Source organism: Paenibacillus sp. S33, from assembly GCF_053615415.1.
Map to the genome: position 1 here is coordinate 3608945 of NZ_JBSIEZ010000001.1, position 26248 is coordinate 3635192.

Here is a 26248-nt window from a genome sequence, read left to right on the forward strand (position 1 = left end):
GCTTATCCAACCCCCCTACTTACAATTTATGCGCCGCCTCTTTAAAAATACGTCCACGCTCTTCATAGGATCGGAACATATCCCAGCTTGCACAGGCGGGTGAGAGTAATACTACATCTCCCGTCTCAGCAAATTCAGCAGCCTTGTTCACAGCCTCCACGAGCGTAGCGGCGGCATCCTCCCCATTATCGACGACCTTGACATGCTCTATTCCAGCCTGATGGGCCCGCTGAGCCAGCTTATGCCGTGTCTCACCCAAGAGCACAACGGCTTTCACACCTTCCTGCAAGGAAGGTACGAGCTCTGTATAATCAGAGCCGCGATCCAATCCTCCGGCAATGAGTACAATCGGTTGCTTAAAGGAAGATAAGGCCATCATTGTTGCTTTCGAATTGGTTGCTTTGGAGTTATTGTAATAAGCTACACCAGCGTGTTCTAAAACATATTCAAGCCGATGTTCGACGCCGCGAAAAATACTTAATGGTTCCGCCAAATTTGCTGGTTCTGCGCCTGCAGCAATGGCGATTGCGCAAGCAGCAAGAGCATTTTCTACGTTAAAACGACCCGGAAGTCCAATCTCAGCTACGCCTATAATGGGATGCAGCACACCATTTCCATCGCGGTATACGATGCTACGTTCAATATCATCCGTCACATCCGGTATGTATGGCGGGTCAGCGAACAACCCTTCCTGCAAACGTTCTGTCATAGAGAACGGAAGCAGCTTCGCTTTTATATAGGGTACGAGCTCCCGGCAGACGGGGTCATCCCAGTTCACCACCGCGGTATCCGCTGCCGTTTGATTGGCAAATAGACGCGCCTTGGATGCAACGTAGTCCTCCATGCCTCCGTGGTAGTCCAAATGGGTCTCAGCTACATTGAGCAGGCAGGCCACAGTGGGCTTGAAATCTTTTGTTCCTTTTAACTGAAAGCTGCTCAGCTCCACAACCATCCACTCGTCCGACTTGGCATCCACAGCCGCCTCACATAGGGGCGTACCGATATTACCAGCCACGATTGGATTCATGCCGGATCCTTCCAACAGCTTGCCTACCCAAGTGGTCGTGGTCGTCTTTCCGTTGGAGCCAGTAATTCCGATGATCGGAGCTTTACATAGATGGTAGGCGACCTCAACCTCGGTCACGACCTCAATGCCGAGCTCGACAGCTTTCTGTACGGGAGGGGCCGTATAAGGAATCCCTGGATTTTTGACAACCAGCTTCACTCCAGGATGAATTAGCCCCTCTGGGTGACCCCCACATAAAACGGAAATTCCCAAAGCCTCTAATTCAGAAGCTTCGGGACATTGTTCCCTATCCTTTTTATCATTGACTGTCAGCTTGGCTCCAGCCTGGTGCAGCACCTTGGCAACTTGCACGCCGCTTTTAGCCAGACCGATAATGACGACTTCCTGATCTCTGTATGCGTCTGGATGGTTCATTTGTCTACAACCCCTTGTTGAGATAAAGTCCAAGTCCTGCCAACAGCAGTCCTACAGCCCAGAATGTAATAACTACGCGCCATTCGGACCAGCCGGACAGCTCGAAATGATGATGAATCGGGCTCATTTTGAAAATACGCTTGCCACGTGTTTTAAAGGAAGCTACTTGCAAGACTACGGACAGCATTTCAATTACGAATACACCACCGATAATGAGGAACAAAATTTCGCTTTTCGTAACGATGGCAATGGCACCTATGGCGCCGCCGATTCCCAGCGAGCCTGTATCACCCATAAACACCTTGGCTGGATGAGCATTATATACGAGAAATCCGAGTACAGCGCCAATCATAGCCGCTGAGCATACTGCTGCCGGAAGCGAGGTTGCCTGAATCGCGACAATGGCATAAGCAGCAAAGGCAATGGCACTTGTACCGGACAGCAGCCCGTCCAGCCCATCCGTGAAATTGACAGCATTGCTAATCGCCAGCATCATGATAATGATGAACGGATAATAAAACCAGCCGCCCCAATCAAATGACCATGACGTTCCAGGGATGCCGATCGCAGTACTATGATCATTGCTAAGCAGAAGCCAGCACATAATTGCGCCAAACAATAATTGCCCAAACAGCTTTTGACGCGCCGTCAGACCTAACGAGCGTTTGAATACAATTTTGATATAGTCGTCCAAAAAGCCGATCAGCCCAAAACCGAGCGTAGCAACCAACAGAACGTAAAAGTCCGTATTTTTGATAGCTGAAAACTTAAGAAAGGTCAGCGTAAAAGCCACCAGAATCACGATACCGCCCATTGTAGGTGTACCTATCTTTTTAAGATGGCTTTGTGGCCCGTCATCCCGGACCTGCTGGCCGAATTTCATTCGCCGCAGCAGCGGAATGAGCAGTGGAGCGGCAATGACCGCCAGTATAAACGATACGACGATCGTCAGCAGTAATAATTGAATATCCATGGGAGTCTCCCTCTCGTCAACATCAGTTCTGTAGCGGACCGTTTTTCAGCGCATCCACAATTTCTTCTAGTCGCATCCCTCTGGATGCCTTAACCAGCACAATATCATTGGCGTGGAGATGAACCTGCAAATGCTGGATCAGCTCTTGCTTATCTGTATAAGCGTGCACGTTAGCAGTTGGCATCAACCCTTGCGCACCCTGCGCAATCGAAGTGCCTAACGCACCGTAGGTATACAGTACCTCTACGTCGTGCTTTGCCGCGAAAATTCCAATCTCCTCATGGAATTGCTTTTCCTCAGGTCCCAGCTCCAGCATGTCACCAAGCACGGCGACTTTACGTCCGTCCGTTTTATACGCAGACAACGTCTGAATGGCAGCCTTCATTGAAGCCGGGCTGGCATTATAAGCGTCGTTTAGTACGGTAAGTCCATTAGGACAGTTCACGACCTCAATGCGCATGCCCGTCAGTTTTAAAGACGACAACCCTTTACGTATATGGTCTGCATCGACATTGAAATGACGCGCTACCGCCAGTGCTGCCAAACCATTTACAACATTGTGCTGTCCAAGCAAGGGAAGCCGGAAAGCCTCTTTGCCAGATTGGGCTGTTATGAATAAGCTACCTTCTTCATCCGAAGTGATTTCAGTCGGATAGTCATCGTTGCCTGTAGCTAGCCCGAACGTAAACAATTTTAAACCTTCAGGCTTGACCGTTTCAGACTCCGCCAACACTTGTGAAAGCAGTGGTTCATCCCCGTTGTAGATCAGCAAACCACCAGGCTTAAGGCCACTTGTGATCTCCAACTTTGCACGAGCGATTTCCGTTCGAGAACCAAGCTGCAGCAAGTGCGATTCGCCTATGTTCGTTATGATAGCTACATCTGGTTGGGCGATATTAGCCAGCAGACGAATCTCTCCGCGCCCACTCATGCCCATCTCCAGAATGAGAATATCTGTATCCTGCGGCATGGAAAGTACAGTTAAAGGCAAACCGATATGATTGTTATAATTTCCTTCGGTTTTGTGTACTTTAAAAGTCGTGCCCAGCAGAGCGTTTACGATGTCTTTCGTTGTCGTCTTGCCGTTGCTTCCCGTGATCCCAACGACAGAAACGCCAATTTCGCGTAAGTATGCAGCTGCTAGATGCTGAAGGGCTTCTAGCGTATCCTCTACCTCAATAGCGTTCTCAGCCGGAGGTGCTCCATGATCCTTTTGCCATAAAAATGCAGCTGCACCTGCCTCGCTTACGATCTGCTGCACATAATTATGTCCATCAAACCGTTCGCCCACGAGTGGAACAAACAACCCTTGGCTCTGCGGCCTGCGAGAATCTGTAAAAACGCCTTCGACCATCTGTTTGGCGTCCGCTTCTCCATGAAGTGTTCCTCCACACATAGATGCAATCTGACCGATTGTTCTTTTCATCACTTGGATAAACCCCTTATCGCTTCTTTGGCTACGATGCGGTCATCAAATTCATGCACCGTTTTTCCGATCAACTGGTAAGTCTCATGACCTTTTCCCGCAATCAATACTACATCGTCAGGGCTTGCCATTTCAACAGCTTTATGAATTGCAGTTCTGCGATCCACGATCAATTCGTATCGTTCTGCGGGTACACCTTCGTCAATCAACCCTTGTTCGATGTCTTTCAAAATCACTTTCGGGTCCTCTGTTCGCGGATTATCGGAAGTAATAAACGAATGATCACTGTAACGCGCAGCAATTTTCCCCATCAACGGACGTTTTGTACGATCTCGGTCACCGCCGCATCCAAATACACACCATACTTTACCGACCGCAAATTCCTTTACGGTGCGAAGGACATTTTCCAATCCGTCCGGTGTATGGGCATAATCTACAATAACAGCAAAGGGCTGACCCGCATCTACAGGCTCTACCCGCCCATCTACGCCTGCGATAGACTCTAGACTGCGCTTGATATCCACTAGCGAGATTCCTTCCAGCAAAGCAGCGGTAATGGCCGCCAGTGCGTTGTACACATTGAACTTGCCCACCATTCGAAGCTCAATATCGGTATCTCCTTTAAAAGTAGACACATGGAAGGAGGTTCCCTTGGAACCTATAGTGATACGAGATGCCTGCACATCAGACTCCTTTTCTACGCCGTATGTAATCACTTGGGCCGCAGTTTGAGCCTGCAAATAGGAAGAAGCCGGATCGTCTGCATTCAGAACAGCATATTTGCTATCTGATGCATCCCGCGAGAAAGCATTTCCCAACCTAGAGAACAAAAGTCCTTTTGCAGCACGGTACTCCTCCATTGTGTTGTGATAGTCCAGGTGGTCCTGCGTCAGGTTTGTAAATATAGCGGTGCGAAAATCAGTTCCTTTGACGCGGCCCTGCTCCAACGCATGTGAGGATACTTCCATGACACAGCATTGAACCCCCTGCTCTGCCATATTTCCGAGATAACGTTGCAGTTCCACCGCTTCGGGCGTAGTGCCAGACATTGGGTAAGACTGACCTCCGTAACGCATTTGAATCGTACCAATCAGTCCGGTGTTCACCCCGGCATCCTTCATGATCTTTTCAATCAGATAAGTTATCGTTGTTTTACCGTTGGTTCCGGTTATGCCGATCATGCGCATGCGTCGGCTCGGTGAATCAAACATATAATCCGCCAAAACCGCCATGGCATGTCGTGCATCCTTAACTACAAGCTGCGGAACAGGTACATCCAGTTCCCGTTCAACGACCAAAGCTGCCGCCCCGGACGCAATTGCCTGCTCAGCATAGTCATGTCCGTCCACTGTAAAACCTGGCAAACATAGAAATAAATCTCCCTGTTGCACTCGACGTGAATCCGCCCCGATTCCTCGGCAATCCACTGTACCGTCACCCACAACACGGGAGACGGCCAGCAGTGAAGCCAATTGTTGAAGCTGCATCTTTCATTCCTCCATTGCTCTCTCGTTATTCATAGTATGGTATAAAATGAACCTATCAATCCCCCATGTAAATACGGATCGTTGATCCCCGCTCCAATCTGGAGCCCGGCTTCGGCGCCTGACTCACGACCGTCTTGCCTGACCCAGATTTCACGAGCATAAAGTTCATATTCATATCTTCGTACAAATCAGCTGCAGTAGCACCTACCAGATCAGGTACCGTTTCGATCGGATTTTCTCCATACTTGTACTCTTTGGCAATTTGATTGGTGCGAGGCGGTATTTTCAAGGCAATCAGCGCGTCCTTTAAAATATTTTGCACGATTGGCGCAGCAACCACCCCGCCGAATTGAATGCCCTTCGGGTTATCGACAGCGGTATAAACGACGATTTGCGGATCATCCGCCGGTGCAAAACCAATAAAGGATACAATATGCTCCGAGGAAGAATAACGCCCGTTAATCACCTTTTGTGCTGTCCCCGTTTTACCTCCCACCCGGTAGCCTTCAATGAAAGCAGGACGACCTGTACCTTTAGCAACGACGCTTTCCAGCGCTTCCCTTACCTGTAGGGAGGTTTCCTCTGAAATAACCCTACGTACCAGTTCTGGCTCTACTTTTTCCAGCACTTTTCCGGTTCCCGGCTGAACCCAACCTTTTGTAATGTGAGGCTTATAAAGATTACCGCCATTGATTGCCGCTGATACAGCCGTAACCTGCTGGATCGGAGTAACAGACACCCCTTGACCAAAAGCGGTTGTCGCCAGCTCTACAGGACCGACCTGAGGAAGCTTGAACAAAATACCGTTGCCCTCACCAATCATGTCGATCCCCGTTTTGCTGCCGAAGCCAAAATTGCGAATGTATTTGAACAGTGTTTCTTTACCTAATCGCTGCCCTAATGTTACAAAACCGGGGTTGCAAGAATTCTCCACCACTTGAAGGAAAGTTTGGCTTCCATGTCCGCCTTTCTTCCAGCAACGCAGGCGTGCTCCACCGACTTCAATATATCCCGGATCAAAAAAACGGTCATTTTTGAGATTGACCTTCTTTTCTTCCAAGGCAGCCGCCAGTGTAATAATTTTAAAAGTAGACCCAGGTTCATATGTCATCCAGATAGGCAGATTTCGATTATAGATTTCAGGCGCATATTGCTTGTATTGCGCTGGCTCATAGCTTGGTCGTCCAGCCATGCCTAATATTTCACCCGTCTTAGGGTTCATAGCTATAGACAATGCGGACTTCGCCTGAAATTTGACCATGGCTTGGTCAAGCTCCCGTTCCATAATGGACTGCACAGACTTATCAATGGTTAATTGTAAATTTAGTCCATCCTTCGGTTCAATGTATTTTTCAGAAGAACCAGGCATTAGACGACCACCTGCATCCGATAAATACGCAATGCTTCCGTCGATTCCCCGAAGCTTACTGTTTTGCTGCTTCTCTACGCCTGTCAGCCCTTGATTATCAATTCCTGTAAACCCAAGAATATGAGCCGCTAGATCACCATAAGGATAATAACGTTTGTTGTCTTCAGCAACAACGATACCCGGCAGCTTCAAATCACGAATTTGCTGCGCTTTCTCCATCGTAATTTTTCGTCCGCCGGGCTGAAGTTTTTGGCTTGCTGTTCGTTTGGTAATCAGCTTGAGTACTTTATCCTCACTCATATCCAGCAAGGGCGCTAGCCTGCGTGCCGTTTCTTCCGGCTTCTTAATTTGTACTGGTATCGCCATGACTGTCGGCGAACTGACATTATAGGTGAGCGCCGTACCCTGCCTATCCAAAATTTCGCCACGCTTGGCGGCAAATGGAATATTGCGGCGCCACGAATCCTCAGCCTTGGCCGAGAGCTCGCCTCCTTTACCCAATTGAACATAGGCGAGCCGGATCGACAAGGCTGCAAACAGTACAAATAATCCCATTAGCCCCCATACTAGCCTCCGCCGCATGGTCACGTTAGATTTTTTCAAACGCGCTCCCTCCGTTCCTCAAATACTCATGACATGTCTTACCTCATGAATATTCAAAAGAACGGACATTAGAACAAGCTATCAGTTATCCTCGCCTTTAATCGCAGCAGCACTTTCCTCATCTGCAACAGCAGATATTCCTCCCTTAGGAGCTTCCGAGTCTGTTCCAGCATCAGCAGTAGTACCGGAATCGGTTTTAGTATCGACCTCCGTTTTTGTTGCGCTGCCGGTCTGGTTAGCTGCAACTCCATTGGTCGAGTCCTGTGTTTCCTCCGGTTTCACTCCGGTCACCGTTTCTTTGGCCGGCTGAAGCGTCACGCTGACGATCCGCTTTCCATTTACCATTTGCGCCTTTTGAGAGACAACATAACCTTCGCCACTTACCTGCACACCAACCTTCATAAGGGTCAGAACTTGAAGTGTGTCACGCAACGAAACACCTGTAAAATCAGGAATAGTCATGTTGGCACTATCCTCAGTCAGCAAGTAAATGCGTTGTCCGGGTTTCATTTTGACGCCTGCTTCAGGATACTGGCGAACAATTTTGGAGCCTTTGCCTACCGTTTCATAGGCAATTCCCTGTTTGAGCAATGCATTTTGCGCATCCTTCTTCACCTGACCAGTTAATGTTGGTACCGTTGGCAAATTCACTGTTTTTACAACAGTGGCACCTGATTTATTCGTTTTAGTTCCCGTTTTTGGAACCCCCATATATTGCAACGATTGGGATACAATTTTTTTAAATACAGGTGCTGCTGCTGTACCGCCGCCTACCGATTTGTTAGGTTCGTCCATAACAACCAAAACAGCTATTTTCGGATCATTTACCGGTGCAAAACCTATAAAGGACACGACATCCTTCGAATGGTCATATACTTTTCCGACGACCTTCGTCGCTGTACCTGTTTTACCAGCTACACGATATCCGTCAATATAAGCAAGGCGTCCCGTACCAATTTCTTGGTCAGATACGACCTGCTCTAGATAGCTGCTTGTCTGGACTGCCGATTCCCGAGTAATCACTTGACGGACTTCCTTCGGTTGAATCGTCTGAACTTCGCCTGTATCTGGGTTGATGATTTCCTTCACCAGATGAGGCTGCATCAGCTTCCCCCCGTTAGCAATTGCCGAGATGGCAGCTACCTGCTGGATTGGCGTCACCTGAACACGTCCGTGTCCATATGAAGCGGTTGCGACCTCGGATTTGTACTGGGTATGGAACGTAATAGCCCCGGTAGACTCACTTGGAAGATCAATGCCCGTTTTCACGCCGAATCCAAAGTTATTAATATATTTCTTCAGTCTCTCGCCACCCAACTTATCCAAACCCAGATGGACGAAACCAACGTTACTTGAGCGCTTGACTCCCTGAAGATAGGTTAACGTTCCCCAGTTGCGGCTTACATCACGAATATCCCAGCCTCCGACCCGAATCATACCAGATTGGTAAGATTCATTTGGATTGAACACCTTTTCTTGAACCGCAGCTGCCAAGGTTACAATCTTAAACGTGGAGCCAGGCTCGTAGATAGATTGAGTAGCATTATTACGGAAATATTCCAAGGGTGTACTCCCATATGTATTGGGATTAAAATTTGGATAAGTTGCCATACCAAGAACATCCATCGTCTGGGGATCAGCAGCTACTACAGTCATCGTTTTCGGGTTGTATTTTGCAATAGCTTCCTGCATGGCATCCTCTATATAATACTGAATCGTATCGTCAATCGTCAGCTTTAAATTTTTACCATTTTGTGCCGGCTCATAGACACTTTCCGATCCTTGAAGAGGAACTCCCTTCCGATCCCGCTGATACAGAAGCTTTCCAGCCGTCCCCGAGAGCTCTTTATTATAATAAGCTTCCAACCCCATACCTGCTGTGCCATCTTTTCTTTGATAGCCAAGAACATGGGAAGCCAGCTTATTTTCCGGATAATAGCGTTTGGATTCTTGAACAGTGTCCACAGCTCCAATTACTTCATACTTATCCTTCAAATACTCTTTGAACGTATCCACTTGTGCCTTGATCTCAGGGTCTACCTTCCAGCCCCCATTACGAATCTCGCGATTTTTTAAGTAGTTCCCCTTTTTATCCTTTGCAGAAAGATGTCCTCTCAGCTCATCCTCAGGCGTTTTGAGTAACTGGTGCAGCTTAGCTACAACCTCATTCTCCAAATCATACTCCTGAATGATGCTAGGATTGACAACTACCGTATAAGCCGGTGCATCCGTAGCCAATACGTTTCCTTTACGGTCCGTAATGGTTCCACGCTTGGGCTGAATGACCTGATCTCTTTCCACTTGATTAACTACCAGGTTATGCCAGTACCCCCCGCTCACAACTTGAATCCAAAATACCTTAAGTAGCAGAACAAGAAAAAAGAGGGTAATACATCCCCCTATTAGCAGTGTGCGAAGCTTTATTCTTTTGACCATAGCTCAAACCTCTCTGCAAAAAAATGTACGTCAGAGCATAGCTTGATGCTATGCCCTTAACTATTTGGCAGCCTGCTTTTCCACACGAATGGGCTCTCTTGTTGGTTCGATATATCCCTGTTGCTTTGCAGTCGGCACGATCTGATTTTCCAGACGCTCCTTTTGCATCTTCAGTTGGGCGATATTGGTCTGTAATTTGGAAATGTCCTTGCTTGCCGTATTAATCGAATAATTGATTTGATAAATGTGAGCGTACCTGCTAATCAACATACCAGCAATGACAATGCACGCTACAAGTGTCAATAGATACAGCAGCTTTTCTCGAATCGGCAGCTCTCTGCGGCGTGTAACGACTTTGGTGGTCTCACGATACCGTTGTTGCTGAACCTGTTCCTGACGGGCTCTTTCTTTTACAGCCAAATTACCGCGTGTATAAGCCATGTCGCCTCTCCTTCTCCATTAAATTTACAATTTCTCGGCAACTCTCAGCTTCGCTGACCGGGACCGAGGATTAAGCTCCAGTTCCTGCTCTGACGCCACAATCGGCTTACGGTTCACCAGCTTCAGATCGCCTTCCATTTTGTCTTCCAAAATAGGCAAATCAGATGGATAGATGCTTTTCGCCAAATACTCCTTGAAAATATGCTTGCATATCCGATCCTCCAGAGAATGGAATGTAATGACCGAAATTCTGCCTCCTGGAGCCAGACATCTTACTGCCTGATGCAAAGTATCTTCCAGTGCACCCAACTCATCATTCACAGCAATCCGCAAAGCCTGGAAACTGCGTTTAGCCGGATGTCCCCCGGTTCTGCGTGCCGCAGCCGGAATTCCTTCTTTGATAATATCGACAAGTTCCCCAGTTGTGTGAATAGGCTTGTTCAATCGACGTTCAATCATGATCTTTGCGATCCGCCGTGAAAACTTCTCTTCTCCGTAATGAAACAAAATACGCGCAATCTCTGCTTCCGACCATTTATTGACAATTTCGTAAGCCGTAAGCGAGCTACTCTGATCCATCCGCATATCAAGCGGCGCATCATGATTGTAGCTAAATCCCCGTTCCCCCTCATCGAACTGGGGCGAGGACACACCCAGATCGAACAAAATACCCTGGACCTGCGGGACGCCGTCTTTCTCGGGCAATCCCAATTCGGTCAGCTTGTCCTGCAAGTGGCGGAAGTTGGATTTCACTAATGAAATCTTGCCTTCATAGGCTGACAGCTTCTCTCGCGCATTGTTCAATGCCCAGTCGTCCTGATCAAAGGCAATGAGCCTTCCCTCAGGGCCAAGCTGTGATGCAATGACGGAACTGTGTCCTGCCCCTCCCAACGTGCAGTCCACATAAATCCCGTCCTGCCTGATGTTTAGTGCCTGTGTTGCTTCTTCTTTGAGTACGGTAATGTGGTGAAACAAACGGCTGACCTCCTAAATTACAATTCAAAGTTGAAATCAACCAATTTCTCAGCAATGTCGTTAAATGCTTCTTCTGATTGGTTGAAATATTGCTCCCAAGTGTGCTTGCTCCAAATCTCTACACGGGTGGACACTCCCAATACGACGCACTCTTTAGTGAGCTTGGCGTATTCGCACAAATTCCCCGGTAAATTTACCCTGCCCTGTTTGTCCAATTCGCATTCAGTCGCCCCCGAGAAAAAAAAACGGGTAAACGCCCGCGCATCGGCCTTCATCAGAGGCAGTGCTTTAAGTTTTTTCTCCATGACAGCCCACTCATCCATGGGATACACGAAGAGGCATTGGTCCAACCCGCGGGTAACCACGAACGAGGCACCGAGAAGTTCACGAAACTTGGCCGGTACAGTAAGCCGACCCTTCTCATCAATGCTATGTTGGAACTCCCCCATAAACATTGGTTTCGTCACCCCTTACCCCATTCTCCCACTTTGGCCCACTTTCCACCACCTAAGCATAATAGATTCGCTTTAAAAAATCAAAGACCTCTTTTTCATTACCAAAAAGTGATAGAAGCCGGATCCATACCATTATGTCTGTTATTGTAGCCCCGCGTCACAAGATGCAAAAAAGCCCCTTATCCCATGAAGCCGGCCCCCGACAATATGCATCAGGTTTCGAAACAACACGGAATAAAGGGCTTACTCTCTGTCCATTATGTCAACCTAAACAAATACTTGCATTAAAAACGCAACACTTTGCAGCGAAAATCGTGATGGAAAATCCGATTACGCGTTCCAGCTGTCCAAATAGATCTTTTGGTCTTTAGTTAACGTGTCAATTTGGATTCCCAGACTATCAAGCTTGAATCGAGCTACCTGCTCATCAATTTCATAAGGTACATTAATAACGGCTTTGCCTAGTTCATTGTAACGATCATTCACATATTTCAAGCCAAGCGCCTGAAGCGCAAATGTCGTATCCATAATTTCCGCAGGATGTCCATCAGCAGCAGCCAGATTCACGAGGCGTCCTTCTGCCAGCAAATACATTTTACGTCCATCTTTAAAACGATATTCCTCGATATTGCGACGCACCGTACGAATGGATTCGGAACGTTTAGCAAGCTCAGGCTTACTAACCTCCACATCAAAATGCCCTGCGTTACACAGCACAGCTCCATCCTTCATCACATCAAAGTGTTCTCCTGTAATTACAGCCTTGTTTCCAGTTACTGTAATAAAGAAGTCGCCCAGTTTGGCAGCCTCTACCATCGGCAAGACATGGAAACCATCCATATGGGCTTCTACTGCCTTGATCGGATCAACTTCGGTTACAACAACGTTGGCTCCCAGCCCTTTCGCACGCATTGCAACTCCTTTGCCACACCAGCCATAACCTACCACAACCACTGTACTTCCTGCTACAACCAGATTAGTCGTACGAATAATGCCGTCGAAAGCTGACTGTCCTGTACCATAGCGGTTATCAAACAAATATTTGCAGTAAGCATCATTAACAGCCACCATCGGAAAGTGAAGTTGCCCTTCTTTTTCCAAAGCCTTCAAACGAATAATGCCAGTAGTTGTCTCCTCTGCTCCCCCACGGATCGTAGAAATCAGATCAGGCCGTTCGGATTGCAACAGAGTAACCAAGTCACCACCATCATCTATAATGAGATCCGGCTTTGTTTCCAGTGCCTTAATTTGCAAATTCTTGAATTCTTCTGGGTCTGGATTGTATTTAGCTAATACCGTAACGCCATCTTCAACTAATGCGGCACAAACATCATCTTGTGTAGACAATGGATTACTCCCCGTAATAGTTACCTGCGCTCCACCTGCTTGTACCACTTTAGCCAGGTAAGCCGTTTTGGCCTCCAAATGTAGACAGATGGTTACCTTCAGACCAGCAAAAGGCTGCTCTTGCTCAAATTGTTGACGTATACGGTTCAATACCGGCATATGGGCTTCTACCCAATCAATTTTCAAATGACCTTCAGGGGCCAATTTAAGATCGTGAACTATGCTATTTTGCAGAGAATGGGAAGTCATACTTTGTTTCCTCCTTCATATTGGTTAAATTTGCACCATGATAAATCCTATATAAAATAACAATCATACATAAATAACACGATGCGTACCCGTCAGATCCAATGGTACATTCATAATCGTATCAATCAAGCTGAGACCATGACGGTTTAGAAAATGATAGATCGTATACGCCCGCTCCTGCGGCTGTCCAAATGGAAAAAGCGACCATTCAATACGATCCCACTGGCGAAGTGCTGTTTCATTTTGCCGAAGCAACGCTTCCTGAACTTTTGCCTCCAGATAGGCGATCTGTGCCAGAATCTTCTCGCGGTTGGTTTCTCCGAGCCGTAGCAAACCTTTTTCAATCAAACCTGTCTGCTGCACAAGTGGTTCGTACATGCGGACAAAAGCTTCCTTAGCCCCGGAAAACTGATCCTGCATTCCAAGCTGATCTTGAGTGGCAATCCATTGCTTTTTCCGTTTCTCAAGTCCGTCTCTAACTTCACCAAAACTTAATTCATACTTAAGCATATGCTTCTCCACACCTGGCTCTACCAACGTAAAAGACATTCGTGGCAGCAGTATCGGCATCTGCATATCCAACACCCCGAAAGCATCCCGTGTAATCGCCCAGTAAGCAATCTCTCCTAGACCCAGCACAGATGCCAGCACCGGAAACAGTGAATCCTGCATTAGAGGACGAGTTAGCACATTGTTACTAAAACGTTCGGGATGTCTATCTGTCTCTTCAAGCAGTTCATCCACAGTAAACGCCACCAGACCGTGTCGATCCGCGAATAGTCCAGCTTTTTTGAAAAGCAGCAAGCGTTCATCTTCATGGATATAAAAGAGATTCGCGCCACCTTCATGCACATCGGCTTGTAAATGATATCCATAATCTACGATCCGTGTGGCAGCCGTCCGATAAGCCTGCTCCAACTCATCATTGTGCTGAACCAGCCGCTTAAAAACGGATGCTTCCAGCTTGCGTAGCGAAGGATCTGCTGAATCCAAGAGTACTAATCCATAGGTGCCGAACAAAAGGCCCAGCAACTTGGCAAAGGCTTCACTCAGTCCATATGAATCCGTTATCCCGTTCTCAATCATGCGCATTATATCAGCCTTATGTTCTGAATCTGGCAAGCTTTGCTCTATATCCGCTATCGCTTGCTTCCATTCAAAAGCGTCAACTTTAATGGCACTAACCGAAGAACGGCGTTCAGGTTGCTTATTCAGCTTGATTTTGACGGCTTGTGGGTCATTTGCCATTACGTATGTATGATTGACCTCGTCCCAGTCATGATCTTCGCCAGCAATCCAGAAGATGGGAATAACCGGACGTCCAAGACGTTCCTCAGCTTCTCTCGCCGCCTTAATTAGGGTAGCAGCTTTGTAAATGACCAGCATCGGACCTGTGAACAGTCCGCTTTGCTGCCCGCCAGCTACTACTAAGGCATCTGGACTTTCCAGACGGTCCAATGAAGCACGAACCGCCTCATACGAATTGTATTTCTCATTGTATATACGAAGACATGCTACGACATCCTTACGGTTTAATCGCAGATGCTCCGTCTTATCCAGCCACTTCGCCCGTTGGGCATAAGCATCGGCGTGCAGCACATTATATTCATACAAGTCGCTTGCGCGTCCTGTACCCTGTATATAATCTTCTGCCAAAGCCGACCCTCCGCGAAGCGTTTCCGGAATTATTTTCATGGGTCTGCCTCCTGTCTCCACCAAAACCTTACTGCTTGATTGTACCGAAAGCCCATGTCCACGTCAAAGCTTCCTACAAAAAAAACCGCCGAATAACTCGGCGGTTGGTGCATAAAACAAGATCAGGCGTAAGGCTCAGCTACAAAATGTCCTTTAGACACTTCGATGAGCGTGGCATTTTCCAGGTTATAAGCCCCTGTCTTACTGCCAGATGCATCATGAATCGGGCCTGCTTGGTCGCCTGGCATAATAATCCGTTTTTTGTTGGCTTCTACTTCTGGATCAGGAAGTGGGATCGCCGACAAAAGCATTTTCGTATAAGGATGGATCGGATTTGCATACAACTCAGCACTTTCTGCAAGCTCAACCATTCTACCCATATACATTACAGCTACCCGATCACTGATGTGCTTGACCATCGACAGATCATGCGCAATAAACAGGTATGTCAGACCCAAACGTTCTTGAAGCTCTTTTAACAGGTTGACAACCTGAGCCTGAATAGATACGTCAAGAGCTGAAATCGGCTCATCACAAATGATGAATTTAGGATTAACAGCCAGTGCACGTGCAATACCGATCCGTTGACGTTGACCACCAGAAAACTCATGCGGATAGCGTGTTGCATGGTCAGGGTTCAAACCAACCAGATCAAGTAACTCCTCAATCCGTTTCTTACGTTCTGCACGGCTACCCGCCATATTGTGAATATCCAGTGCCTCACCAATAATATCAGAAACGGTAAAACGCGGGTTCAATGATGCATACGGATCTTGAAAGATCATCTGCATATCACGGCGCATTGCTTTCATTTTACTTGGTGATAATTTGTAAATATCCGTACCGTTAAAACGTACGCTACCTGCTGTAGGCTCATACAAGCGCAAAATCGTACGACCCGCTGTAGACTTACCACAGCCGGATTCGCCAACCATACCCAGCGTTTCACCCTCGCGAATATAGAAATTCAGGTTGTCCACCGCTTTGAGCACACGGTTTTTGCCAACATTAAAATACTTTTTAAGACCTTCAACCTCAATTAAATTGTTGCTACTCACCATGATCTCACCTCCTATTTCTTCAACTTCGGATCAAGCGCATCACGCAAGCCGTCGCCAAAAAGGTTGAACGCAAGCATAATCAAACTGATCAAACCTGCTGGGAAAAGCATCCGCCACGGGTAATACATCCACCCGGTCAGAGCTGATTCAATCATTGAACCAAGCGATGCCTCCGGATTCGGTACCCCTAAACCGAGGAAGCTCAGGAAAGCTTCGGAAAAAATAGCGGTCGGAACGCTCAATGTCAATGTAACGATGATCGGACCTACTGCATTAGGCAAGAGGTGGCGGAAAAGCAAACGACCTGCTCCAGCACCCATGGAACGGGAAGCAAGTACAAACTCTCTGTTTTTGAGTTGCATCATTTCACCACGTACAATCCACGACATGTTAATCCACCCCGTTACACAGAGCGCAATAATAATTGTAGTGATACTTGGCTCCAGTACAACCAGCAACAGGATCGTAACAAGCAAGTAAGGAATGGAGTACAAGATTTCAGAAAATTTATTCATGATTTCATCAACGCGGCCACCAAAGTAACCCATAATTCCACCATAAATAACACCAATCAGCAAATCAATCAAAGCTGCAGCCAGGCCTATCGTCAAGGAAATCCGTGCTCCCATCCATGTACGGACAAACATATCACGTCCAAGATCATCCGTACCGAACCAATGCTCCGCAGAAGGTGGCAGATTCGTGCTCAGTAAATCATTAGAGTAATAATTATAGGGTGACAATATCGGACCGATTAAAGAAAAAAGCACAATCAGAACTAAAACAATCAAGCTAGTCATTGCAACCTTGTTTTTACGAAGTCGTTCCCAGGCATCGCGCCAAGCAGATAAGCTTTCTCGCTGAATAACTTCAGACTGCTTTTCATCGACCCCTATTTTTTGGAAATCTTCCGGTTTTACCTGAAGTTTATCCAAATTCACAGCATTGTCTTTCACAGACATAAAGTTACCCCTCCTTCCCGCCGGACAGCTTAATCCGAGGATCAATAAACCCATACGCGACATCTGTAATAAAACGCGCTAACATAAGCAAAACACCGTAAAAAATCGTTATGCCCATAATCATGGTGTAATCACGGCTTGTGATACTTTCCACAAACACTTTACCAATACCGCCAATCCCGAAAATCCGTTCAATAACCACAGATCCGGTAATAATATTCGCTGTCATTGGACCTACGTAGGTAACAACTGGCAAAATAGCATTCCGCACAACGTGTTTGAACATGATCGTAATGGATTTCAAGCCTTTAGCTTTGGCCGTTTTGATATAATCTGCATGCAGTACTTCTATCATACTGGAACGCGTCAATCGTGCAATAAATGCAATTGGTTGAGCGGACAAAGCCGCCACAGGCAGAACGTAGTCCATTGGGCCCTCGAAGCCCATAACATTAAACAATTCCAACTTTTGGGCAAAAAAGAACTGAATTAATGATGCCAGAACGAAGCTGGGAACCGCAATACCCAGAATTGCCAATATCATCGCTACGGTATCAATGAGTCTACGATGGTATAAAGCCGCCAGCATACCTAGTAAAATACCGACAATAATGGAAACAATAATTGCGACCAGACCTAATTTTAGTGATACCATGAAGGTCTGTCCAATAATGTCGCTCACACTTTGATTCAATTTTTTCATAGAAATACCAAAATCACCCGTAACAATATCACCTAAGTATTTAAAATATTGTACATATACAGGCTTATCCAACCCATACTGTTCCATTAATCGGGCTTGAATCTCAGGAGACGTCGCTCTTTCGCTCATGAAAGGGTTACCTGGAATTGCCTTCATCAGAAAGAACGTCGCAGAGATCAGAATGAGCAAAGAAATAAGCATAAATATAAATTTACTGATCAAATAACGCGCCATCGCCCGTTTACACCTCCCATATTTTTCGACACCATTCGATTCTATAGAAATAGAGTTGGGTTGTCCAATCTACTTATATGCATGGTTAATTTAATCATTTTAAGAAGAACCCTCACACACAAAAAAAACGGGATATATATGGCAGTACCCACATATATATCCCGAAGTAACTCCTCAACTTCAGAATCAAGTATCAGCTACTTACTGTGTTATATAAGCTCTTGTAAAATCAATTGCACCACTAAAATCCAAGGCAACGCCTTTTACATTTGGTTTCGTCAAAGAAGTATTAGAGTAGTAATAAATCGGCAGTAAAACCATATCATCCTGAACAAGAAGCTTCTCTGCTTTCGCAAATATTTCCATGCGTTTTCCTGGATCAGTTTCTGTTTTAGCCGCTTTAATCAAACCATCATATTCAGGATTAGAATATCCAGAATTATTGTTGCCATTACCAGTTGTCCAGATATCCAGGAAAGTCATCGGATCATTAAAGTCAGCAGACCATCCACCACGTGCAATTTGGAAATTCAACTTGTTACGTGTTTGGATAAATACGCCCCACTCCTGGTTTTGCGTTTTCACGTCGATTCCCAGGCTTTTCTTCCACATATCTGCAACTGCCAAAGCAATTTTTTGGTGTCCTTCAGTAGAATTGTAGAGTAGAGTGATTGGAGGGAGTGAAGTTACTCCTTCTTCCTTCATACCTTCTTGAAGCAATTTCTTCGCTTCAGCTACATCTTCTTTGAAATAATCATCTTTATGTTCATTACGGTATTCCTGAGATAAACCTTTAATACCCGGAGGTACAAAGCCGTAAGCAGGGATTTCTCCACCCATCGTTACTCTATCAACAATCGGCTGACGTTGAATCGACATTGCAAATGCTTTACGAATTTTAAGATTATTGAACGGTTTTTCGGTGACGTTAAACAAATAGTAATAGGTGCTTGCTATACCTTTAGCCTGGAATTCGTTAGGCATTTCATTTTTCACAGCCATCATTTGGTCTGCAGGAATTTCGCCATTAGGTTTACCTGCATAATCAAGTTGTCCACTTCTGTAAGAAGCGAGTTCTGTTGCACCGCTGTTTACAAGGGACATTGTAATTTTCTTCAGTTTAATTTCGTCCTTACCCCAATAATTCTCGCTTTTGGAAACCTCGATCTTTTGACCTGTCTCCCAAGTCGACAATGTGAAAGGCCCGTTAGTGATCATGCTTTCTTTTTTAGTCGCCCATTTATCATTTCCTTGAACAGACGGATGCACCGGGTAATAGGTGTAGAAAGAAGTCAATCCCAGGAAGTAAGGTGTTGCATGTTCCAGTTCTACCTGCAATGTATGGTCGTCAACTGCTTTGACACCTACATCTTTGAAGTCCGTAACTTTAGTACCTTTAAAAGATTTGGAAGTGCTCAGGTTGTAACCCTCAGCATTTTTGATATAGTACAATTGGTAAGCATATGGAGGTGCAGGAGCCGTGGAAGGATCCAATACCCGTTGCCAAGCAAATACGAAGTCGCTTGCTTTGACTGGGTCGCCATTACTCCATTTTGCAGTATCGCGAAGCTTGAACGTATAGGTTTTGCCGTCATCGGAAATTTTCCAAGATTCAGCTACGCCAGGAATTTCTTTACCATCAGGGCCCATGCGAACAAGACCTTCATACATTGTTTTTAAAACAGTGTTTGCTTGAGTATCTTGAGCCTGTGCCGGATCGAACGTTGGCGGCTCGGATGCAAGGTTAATGCGCAAAATTTGCTTGTCGGCCGCAGCCGGCGTAGTCGAGGTGTTTTCTTGTGCGCCCTTACCATTGGTATCGTTCTTGCCGCCGCAACCTGCGAGCAGTGCGCCAACTGCAAGAATGAGTGTCAAAAGGACTAAAAAGCTTTTCCTTTTCATCTAGCGTTTTCCCCCTAGTTCTAAAGTGGTATATGTTTATAGATTATACAACCAGCGGTCAAAAAAATCTACATTACATTTCTTCAAATTGAGCTTTTTTTTCAAAAAAACATGATTAATTCATATTTTTTCACCTTTTCATGTCACCTTATATCACATGGCGTTGAATATATTCTTAAATATACCAACTACAGTCAACAAAATATACGCCAATGTCATCGCCATAAAAGTTAATCTCCAGACCGCTCTACATAATCTTTTACCATCAACCTTCCCTTTTATTCGATTTTGAGCTCCTCCAATTAAACCCAAAGCCAGTAATAGGATCAGTAGAATCAAATAAAAACCGAATCGAGATGTAAAAATGACGTTAAAGAGTGCTGCGACGGAAAATATCAGAAAAAACGTGGTAATATCCATAGAAGTAAGTAACGATTTCTTTTTTTCCATTTTAAGAATGTAGCGACAAACCGCAAACACGATCAAAAACGGAAAAAAGGGAAGAATACTGAAAGTGATAATAGTACCTTGTATAAGACTCAACTGATCACCCCTCTTTTAGCCGCATGCCTTCAATTAATTGCCACAATAACTCATGAGTTGGTGCAGTAACTCCAGCCCGATCTGCCATCTGCACCAGTTGTCCGTTAATCGAAGCAACTTCCGTCATGGACTGTGCAAGTACATCAGCTAGCATGGACGAGTGATTCTCTGCCGTTGCCCGGCATACATTCATAATTTGCTCCCACCATGCGTTTTCCCAGTGGATACCATGAGCTTCATACACTTGAATGCCTTCATCGTACAGCCTGCGCATCATATGTATTCGAATAGGGTCCGAAAGCAGCTCGCCATTACGAACTCGCCATAACGCCGTCAGCGGATTGATCACAGCATTGATCAACAACTTGCGATACATACCGTTCTCGATTTCTTTCGACAAGCAAGCGTCAAATCCTGCTGCAACCAGCCGATTTAGCACACATTGATTAAAATTATTGTTCTTCGACTCCTCCTCTTCCTCCGAACATCCTATTTCAGTAACACCCGATCCTGCATGTACAATAGATGCTACTCCCTGCCTCTTGGCTCCTTCAGTCGTCACAGCAGGGTATACTACAGCCTTAGGCCAAGCCTTTCTAATGCGTTCTATATGGCCGATTCCATTCTGGAAGCAAACAATTCCTGTATCTCTATCCATTTGAGCTGCAGGCTGGATCTGTTCTAATACTTCTTCAATCGCCCCCTGTTTGGTCATAAGCATTATCCATCGTGCCGGAGCCTGTGAATTTAACAGTTGCCAATCTGCCAATGGCGCTACCTTCAATTTATTCCCGGACACATGTACTGCCGTCTGTCCCTCCTTATCAAACACAGTAATCCCTTCACGAGCAATGATGCGTGCCTGCTCAAGTGTACGCGTCCACAGCCTTACTTTTGTACCTGAGGCAGACAACCTCCCGGCAAACAACAAACCCAGCGAACCCGCTCCAATAATATCAATCACCTTTGTATCGTCTCGCTTCCATCTTTTTTTCTACTATATCATATGCACTCTAGAGAAATACAAAAAACGTCAACTACAGCAAAGCGCTAGTTGACGTTTTATTTCAATATTGCAAAAGTAATCTTGTTACTCAATGCGCTCCAGATTCCCATTGGCGTCCATTTTGAATCTGGATTTAAGCTCTTCCTCATCATCAGTGATTAAAGCCAAGCGCCGAGCCCGGTCCATAATCTGAATCAGAGCTTTATAATCATCATTCACAACACGATAGTCGGTTTGCACCTCATTCACTTCTTTGGACAGCCGGTCATTAATGGAGCGAAGCTGATTCAATTCTTCTTCCTTTTCCCGTAAATCTTTCTCCAGCATCTTAATCTGCCGATTCGTTTCCTGGACGGATCCCTTCCATTGACGCAAGAAGCGAATTACTGCATCAATAGATAACGTATCCTCACTCGTACCATCCGTTCTGTACCCACCTTCGACTGCATCAAGCGAGGCAAAAGCCGCAACCTGTGATACACCTACCGGGTTCTGCTTACGGATATAACTGCGCTTCTGGCGCTGTGCTTTGGCAATGCTAATCGCTTCATCATAACGTTTGCGCACGCAGCTGTTCCAACGAAAGCCGCATGCTGCAGAGGTTCTTCCGATTTTTTGTCCAACCTCCTCAAACGCAGCGAGCTGCGTCCCACCTTCACGGATATGCCGCAATGTCACCTCCGCCAATATCAAGTCATCTTCCACACTCCATGCATCTTGTCTTATTGCAGTCATGCCTCTAGCCCTCCTAACAACATCCTGAAATAACCGTCTTCATGAACCGATCTTGCCGGTATTTGAATAGGGTATAAAAGCTGTTTATTCATTCCTATGCCTCTCGTAGAGTTCATAGAATCTATTTGATACTAAATTGTATTTCCATTTCTGCAAGAACTCATACGTGAACGTAAACAGTTTCGGGTTTCAAGCATGCTCAGACTGCTGTACAATAAAATGAATGGTTAAAGAAACAGAAAGGATCATATACATTACCATTAGTTTTTTCGGGAATACATAAAAGGGGAAACCAAATGAACAAACGAATAAAAATCACAATCAGCACCCTGCTGACCACTATCATGATGCTAACTTTCATATATGTACGTCCTACTCTGGCCGCTCCCTCTCATGAAGAAAATCAGATTTTACAAGATAGCCTGTCGATTGTAGAGATAGACCATGAAATTGAGCGAATCAGTCAAGAGCAGCAGACTCTTTTGCAGCGTCAGCGGGAATTGCGAAGTAATCTCACCGTTCAGCAAGAGCAAATGACCGTACAACGGAAGCGTGCAGGTTCTGTGCTGCGATCGTATTATATGGGAGAAAGGGACAAGCTGTTGAGTGTAGTGCTAGGGGCGAAAAGTATAAGGCAGCTTCTCTCTCTGTACGATTACTACTTATTATTGATTAGTCACGATCAGGATGTGCTTCAAGAATACGAATCCAATTATCAATCTATGCGAAAAACAGAACAACAAGTCACCCAAGCCTCAATGGAATTAGAGACAGTCAGAACAAACTTACTGGCACAACGTAAACGCATTATCCTGCTTCAGTCGCGTGTAAATGACGGCGTTAACGCCAGTAATGACCCGGATACCCTACGCAAGCTTATTGGCGAAATGACAGCTTATTGGGAGAATGTAGGTGTCTACGAGGTAAATAAGCACTTTAAAGCATTAGCTCAAGCTATGCAGGATTTACCGCAATTCATTCAACAACAACAAGGTGCCATGGTTACAAATGGAAAAGTGATTACGATAAGCATTCGCGAAGAGGACTTTAACCGTTTTTTAAAGTCAGAAAATGAATTGTTTAATCACTTCAACTTTACATTTGCACAGGATCGAATTATGGTAGAAGGTCAGCAGGGAACGATGAAATTAAGAGTAGAAGGTCACTACACGGTAGAAAATGAACCGAAAAATGCAATTTTATTTCATGTAGATCGATTGGTATTTAATGGTCTGGAACTACCTGATACGACCCGCAACAAGCTGGAAAAAGATTTTGATCTAGGTTTCTACCCACAGCAGCTTATTTCCTATGTCAAAGCCACAGAAGTACGCACTTTAGCAGGAATGCTTGAAGTTAAGCTCGAATTAAACTTTAAGTAGACTTTTGCTCACCGTTCATTGTTCTGAATTTTTACGTGTACAAAACAAGAGACCCCGGGATATTCCCGAGGTCTTTATTATTGTCATAACGATAGGGATTTTATAGCAGATCGGCTGCCAACTGCGCAAGCTTGGAGCGTTCTCCTTTTTCCAACATGATATGCCCACTAATCCCTTCTTGCTTAAACCGCTCCACCACATAGGTTAGACCGTTACTGGCTGCATCCAGATAAGGGTGATCAATCTGCTCCGGGTCTCCCATCAAAATAATCTTGCTTCCCTCACCCACCCGGGACACAATCGTTTTGATCTCATGTCGGGATAAGTTTTGCGCCTCATCGACTATAATAAATTGCCCAGGTATCGAACGCCCGCGAATATAAGTAAGTGCCTCCACCTGAATACTGCCCAAGCCCATCAAAATTTTGTCGATATCACCTGATTTTTTGGCATCAAACAGATACTCTAGATTGTCGTAGATTGGTTGCATCCACGGGCGAAGTTTTTCATCCTTTTCTCCCGGTAAATAACCAATATCCTTACCCATAGGAACAACAGGCCGAGCAATCAGCAGTTTCTTGAAGCGATGTTCATCCTCTACCTTAAGCAAACCTGCCGCCAGCGCCAGCAGCGTTTTGCCCGTACCCGCTTTTCCTGTAATGGTCACGAGGGGGATATCGTCATTAAGCAAAAGCTCCAATGCCATCCGCTGTTGAGCATTACGCGCGCTGATTCCCCATACCGATTCGTTACTTAAGTACAGCGGCTCTAATCGCTCTGCCTCCTGATTTACTTTCAGCAAAGCTGATTTTCCAGTTCCCATTTCATCTTTCAGAATGACAAATTCATGTGGATACAGCGTATAAGGTAGTTCCAGTGGCTTGATTGGTAAAAAACGGTTAGAGTAAAATTCATCTATGATGGACGGGTGCACCTGTATTGCCGAGTATCCGGGATATAGCTCACTTAGATCGCCTGTTCTATCGGATAGGTAGTCTTCGGTCAGCAGTCCCAATACATCTGCCTTGATCCTGACCAGCACATCTTTACTGACCAAAACGACCGAACGTGGTTCAGGCTGCTCCTGCTCTTCCAGATGATAATTTAAGGCAACCGCCAAAATCCGGTTATCGTTCGAAACCTCCCCGAACATCTCCTGAACTTTCAAAAAACTTCGGTGGTTTAACTCAACCTTAAGCCTTCCACCTTGGGGAAGTGGAACGCCACTATGCAGATGACCCACTTCTCTCAACCCGTCCAACAATCGCGATACATTGCGGGCATTCCGTCCAATCTCATCCGCGTTGCGTTTTTTGGAGTCGATTTCTTCCAGAACTACAGCTGGAATAACAACTTCATGTTCTTTGAAGGTAAATATGGCTTTCGGATCATGCAGCAGCACATTCGTATCCAGCACAAAAATTTTCTTCATTAAATCCCCTCCAAAGCGGCGTGGACAATCTCGTGTTTCATACCTATACCTATTCACCGGGTACCTAATACTTGCTGATTCCCTGAAAAAAGAACCCCAAAGCAGCATAAAACAACGAAAAGTTGTAAGTGAAGATAGCCTCTGAGCCTGTCCATTTTTGAAATTAGACACAAAAGGCCCAGTGATTGCTCACTGGACCTAGACTTGGTTCACTATAACTTTAGACATACCTCAACCCCCTTATGTTATATAAGAGCTTTACTCGCTGCGAGTATAACATAAGTGGGAAGAAAGATACATACTCAGGAATTGGAAGAAGCTGCGGTATTGTCGCTTGCTTTTTTAGCTAATTCCTCTTGTAGCGCTTGCTTGGCCAAATCGAGCTGTTGCTCATCAATGTACACATACGGGCTACGCCACGTTCCTGCTACCGGATTGTATTTCACATTTTGCTTGGAAATATTCCAATAGGTTTGTACGATATTTTTCATTTGCTGTGACTCGATATCTGTCATCATATTCTTATCAACCGATTTAATAATTGCACTAAACTTGGTCAAAGCGTTAAAGGATTGCATTTGGTCAATTAGGGAATGAAGCACCTGATTTTGTCGACGATTACGATCAAAATCGTCAGATTCAGCTGTTCTCGGACGGCAATTCGATTTGCGGTAGCGAACAAAATCAAGAGCCTGATCACCGTTCAAATGCTTGGCTCCAACTGTCAGGTTAATATCGGTACCATCTGCACGGTCACGATAACACATGTTTTTATCAACCGTCACATCTACGCCACCCAAATTATCTACTACATCTCTAAAGCCCTGGAAGTTAATAACCGTCACATAATCAATATCAATGTTTAAATATTTGCCAATCATCTTCTTCATTTGTTCTTCAGCAACTTCGCCAGATTCTTTCTCTCTAGCCTTAAACACCGGATAATACTCATTCAACTTGCGAGGTTTATATCCATCCATTTCTAGACGCGTATCGCGCGGTAAGGACACGATGGTAGACGATTTAGTATTGGGGTTCAATGTAGCTACCATAATAACGTCGGACAAATAAGTCGGATGATCAGGGCGGTAATCGGTTCCTAGCAATAAGATAGTCAAAGGCTTAGCTTCTGCCAATTGTGTTTTGGGTACTTCCTTGTTGATCCCCGTATCCAAAACTTCCTCTACCTGATTGTAAAGATAGTAGGTATAACCACCTGCTGCCAAAATACCTATAATAAGCAGAAACAAGACAAACTTCATAAACGATCTGAAAAAGCTTTTTTTCTTTTTCGTTTTTTTCGGTTTGGCGGATTTTTTCCCGCTTTGTGTCCGGGGAGGCAATCCGTTCGAAAGATTACTCATGCTTCAACACCTTTTCCTGCGTTTTGA

21 protein-coding genes are annotated in these 26248 nt (G+C 45.5%); 1 reads left to right on the plus strand and 20 read right to left on the minus strand.

Annotated elements, in window-relative coordinates:
- Positions 1–19: 19 nt before the first annotated feature.
- The 18 genes from murD to ACWGXJ_RS16510 all read right to left on the minus strand — a co-directional run bounded on the left by murD (position 20) and on the right by ACWGXJ_RS16510 (position 22043).
- Positions 20–1441, minus strand: a complete 1422-nt coding sequence (murD, locus tag ACWGXJ_RS16425; RefSeq protein ID WP_452567170.1) for a UDP-N-acetylmuramoyl-L-alanine--D-glutamate ligase — start codon at positions 1439–1441, stop codon at positions 20–22.
- Between the two features lie 4 nt (positions 1442–1445).
- The gene (gene mraY, locus ACWGXJ_RS16430; RefSeq protein ID WP_013311092.1) at positions 1446–2414 is read right to left on the minus strand and encodes a phospho-N-acetylmuramoyl-pentapeptide-transferase; all 969 of its coding nucleotides are present in this window, start codon (positions 2412–2414) and stop codon (positions 1446–1448) included.
- Between the two features lie 22 nt (positions 2415–2436).
- Positions 2437–3840: a UDP-N-acetylmuramoyl-tripeptide--D-alanyl-D-alanine ligase gene (locus tag ACWGXJ_RS16435; protein WP_452567917.1), complete on the minus strand. Its 1404-nt coding sequence runs from the start codon at positions 3838–3840 to the stop codon at positions 2437–2439.
- Complete coding sequence (locus ACWGXJ_RS16440; protein ID WP_069289989.1) at positions 3840–5327, minus strand: UDP-N-acetylmuramoyl-L-alanyl-D-glutamate--2,6-diaminopimelate ligase; 1488 nt, start codon at positions 5325–5327, stop codon at positions 3840–3842. Before ACWGXJ_RS16440 ends, ACWGXJ_RS16435 begins: the two co-directional genes overlap by 1 nt.
- 55 nt (positions 5328–5382) lie before the next feature.
- Positions 5383–7299 carry a stage V sporulation protein D gene (locus tag ACWGXJ_RS16445; RefSeq protein WP_235309381.1) on the minus strand — a complete coding sequence of 639 codons (1917 nt, stop codon included), beginning with the start codon at positions 7297–7299 and terminating at the stop codon, positions 5383–5385.
- Positions 7300–7380: 81 nt separating this feature from the next.
- A complete protein-coding gene (locus tag ACWGXJ_RS16450; protein ID WP_452567171.1) occupies positions 7381–9735 on the minus strand; it encodes a penicillin-binding transpeptidase domain-containing protein in 2355 nt (784 codons plus the stop codon).
- Positions 9736–9795: 60 nt separating this feature from the next.
- Positions 9796–10176 carry a hypothetical protein gene (locus ACWGXJ_RS16455; RefSeq protein ID WP_061828519.1) on the minus strand — a complete coding sequence of 127 codons (381 nt, stop codon included), beginning with the start codon at positions 10174–10176 and terminating at the stop codon, positions 9796–9798.
- Positions 10177–10200: 24 nt separating this feature from the next.
- Positions 10201–11151, minus strand: a complete 951-nt coding sequence (rsmH, locus tag ACWGXJ_RS16460) for a 16S rRNA (cytosine(1402)-N(4))-methyltransferase RsmH (protein WP_254350277.1) — start codon at positions 11149–11151, stop codon at positions 10201–10203.
- A gap of 17 nt (positions 11152–11168) precedes the next feature.
- A complete protein-coding gene (mraZ, locus tag ACWGXJ_RS16465) occupies positions 11169–11606 on the minus strand; it encodes a division/cell wall cluster transcriptional repressor MraZ (RefSeq protein ID WP_013311099.1) in 438 nt (145 codons plus the stop codon).
- A gap of 330 nt (positions 11607–11936) precedes the next feature.
- Positions 11937–13202 (minus strand): adenosylhomocysteinase, encoded by a 1266-nt coding sequence (locus ACWGXJ_RS16470; protein ID WP_452567172.1) that lies wholly within the window; start codon positions 13200–13202, stop codon positions 11937–11939.
- A 63-nt stretch (positions 13203–13265) separates the two neighbouring features.
- Positions 13266–14897, minus strand: coding sequence for a bacillithiol biosynthesis cysteine-adding enzyme BshC (bshC, locus tag ACWGXJ_RS16475; RefSeq protein WP_452567173.1), 1632 nt, complete (start codon positions 14895–14897; stop codon positions 13266–13268).
- A gap of 122 nt (positions 14898–15019) precedes the next feature.
- Positions 15020–15958, minus strand: coding sequence for an ABC transporter ATP-binding protein (locus ACWGXJ_RS16480; protein WP_013311102.1), 939 nt, complete (start codon positions 15956–15958; stop codon positions 15020–15022).
- A gap of 11 nt (positions 15959–15969) precedes the next feature.
- Positions 15970–16920, minus strand: coding sequence for an ABC transporter permease (locus ACWGXJ_RS16485; RefSeq protein ID WP_029517762.1), 951 nt, complete (start codon positions 16918–16920; stop codon positions 15970–15972).
- Between the two features lie 4 nt (positions 16921–16924).
- On the minus strand, positions 16925–17857 hold the full coding sequence (locus ACWGXJ_RS16490; RefSeq protein WP_254350279.1) for an ABC transporter permease: 933 nt from the start codon (positions 17855–17857) through the stop codon (positions 16925–16927).
- Positions 17858–18058: 201 nt separating this feature from the next.
- Positions 18059–19759, minus strand: coding sequence for a peptide ABC transporter substrate-binding protein (locus ACWGXJ_RS16495; protein ID WP_322161228.1), 1701 nt, complete (start codon positions 19757–19759; stop codon positions 18059–18061).
- Between the two features lie 153 nt (positions 19760–19912).
- Positions 19913–20302 (minus strand): DUF3397 domain-containing protein, encoded by a 390-nt coding sequence (locus ACWGXJ_RS16500; RefSeq protein WP_452567174.1) that lies wholly within the window; start codon positions 20300–20302, stop codon positions 19913–19915.
- A gap of 4 nt (positions 20303–20306) precedes the next feature.
- Positions 20307–21266: a ketopantoate reductase family protein gene (locus ACWGXJ_RS16505; RefSeq protein WP_165178390.1), complete on the minus strand. Its 960-nt coding sequence runs from the start codon at positions 21264–21266 to the stop codon at positions 20307–20309.
- A 126-nt stretch (positions 21267–21392) separates the two neighbouring features.
- Complete coding sequence (locus ACWGXJ_RS16510; RefSeq protein WP_165178391.1) at positions 21393–22043, minus strand: RsfA family transcriptional regulator; 651 nt, start codon at positions 22041–22043, stop codon at positions 21393–21395.
- Positions 22044–22339: 296 nt separating this feature from the next.
- Here ACWGXJ_RS16510 and ACWGXJ_RS16515 point away from each other — a divergent pair, with 296 nt between their 5' ends.
- Positions 22340–23425 (plus strand): coiled-coil domain-containing protein, encoded by a 1086-nt coding sequence (locus ACWGXJ_RS16515; RefSeq protein WP_452567175.1) that lies wholly within the window; start codon positions 22340–22342, stop codon positions 23423–23425.
- A 100-nt stretch (positions 23426–23525) separates the two neighbouring features.
- Here the strand turns inward: ACWGXJ_RS16515 and ACWGXJ_RS16520 are convergent, their stop codons facing one another.
- Together ACWGXJ_RS16520 and ACWGXJ_RS16525 are read right to left on the minus strand one after the other, a co-directional pair.
- The gene (locus ACWGXJ_RS16520; protein ID WP_023989462.1) at positions 23526–24857 is read right to left on the minus strand and encodes a PhoH family protein; all 1332 of its coding nucleotides are present in this window, start codon (positions 24855–24857) and stop codon (positions 23526–23528) included.
- A gap of 302 nt (positions 24858–25159) precedes the next feature.
- Positions 25160–26221 (minus strand): LCP family protein, encoded by a 1062-nt coding sequence (locus ACWGXJ_RS16525; RefSeq protein ID WP_235309373.1) that lies wholly within the window; start codon positions 26219–26221, stop codon positions 25160–25162.
- Between the last annotated feature and the right edge of the window lie 27 nt (positions 26222–26248).

Excerpts from the sequence above, each read along its gene's own strand:
- ACWGXJ_RS16520 (WP_023989462.1), bottom strand. The coding sequence starts at position 24,857 with ATGAAGAAAATTTTTGTGCTGGATACGAATGTGCTGCTGCATGATCCG.
- murD (WP_452567170.1), bottom strand. The coding sequence starts at position 1,441 with ATGAACCATCCAGACGCATACAGAGATCAGGAAGTCGTCATTATCGGT.
- ACWGXJ_RS16510 (WP_165178391.1), bottom strand. The coding sequence starts at position 22,043 with ATGACTGCAATAAGACAAGATGCATGGAGTGTGGAAGATGACTTGATA.
- ACWGXJ_RS16440 (WP_069289989.1), bottom strand. The coding sequence starts at position 5,327 with ATGCAGCTTCAACAATTGGCTTCACTGCTGGCCGTCTCCCGTGTTGTG.
- ACWGXJ_RS16495 (WP_322161228.1), bottom strand. The coding sequence starts at position 19,759 with ATGAAAAGGAAAAGCTTTTTAGTCCTTTTGACACTCATTCTTGCAGTT.
- ACWGXJ_RS16525 (WP_235309373.1), bottom strand. The coding sequence starts at position 26,221 with ATGAGTAATCTTTCGAACGGATTGCCTCCCCGGACACAAAGCGGGAAA.
- bshC (WP_452567173.1), bottom strand. The coding sequence starts at position 14,897 with ATGAAAATAATTCCGGAAACGCTTCGCGGAGGGTCGGCTTTGGCAGAA.
- mraY (WP_013311092.1), bottom strand. The coding sequence starts at position 2,414 with ATGGATATTCAATTATTACTGCTGACGATCGTCGTATCGTTTATACTG.
- ACWGXJ_RS16450 (WP_452567171.1), bottom strand. The coding sequence starts at position 9,735 with ATGGTCAAAAGAATAAAGCTTCGCACACTGCTAATAGGGGGATGTATT.
- ACWGXJ_RS16435 (WP_452567917.1), bottom strand. The coding sequence starts at position 3,840 with ATGAAAAGAACAATCGGTCAGATTGCATCTATGTGTGGAGGAACACTT.
- ACWGXJ_RS16455 (WP_061828519.1), bottom strand. The coding sequence starts at position 10,176 with ATGGCTTATACACGCGGTAATTTGGCTGTAAAAGAAAGAGCCCGTCAG.
- ACWGXJ_RS16470 (WP_452567172.1), bottom strand. The coding sequence starts at position 13,202 with ATGACTTCCCATTCTCTGCAAAATAGCATAGTTCACGATCTTAAATTG.
- mraZ (WP_013311099.1), bottom strand. The coding sequence starts at position 11,606 with ATGTTTATGGGGGAGTTCCAACATAGCATTGATGAGAAGGGTCGGCTT.
- ACWGXJ_RS16480 (WP_013311102.1), bottom strand. The coding sequence starts at position 15,958 with ATGGTGAGTAGCAACAATTTAATTGAGGTTGAAGGTCTTAAAAAGTAT.
- ACWGXJ_RS16515 (WP_452567175.1), top strand. The coding sequence starts at position 22,340 with ATGAACAAACGAATAAAAATCACAATCAGCACCCTGCTGACCACTATC.
- ACWGXJ_RS16490 (WP_254350279.1), bottom strand. The coding sequence starts at position 17,857 with ATGGCGCGTTATTTGATCAGTAAATTTATATTTATGCTTATTTCTTTG.
- ACWGXJ_RS16485 (WP_029517762.1), bottom strand. The coding sequence starts at position 16,920 with ATGTCTGTGAAAGACAATGCTGTGAATTTGGATAAACTTCAGGTAAAA.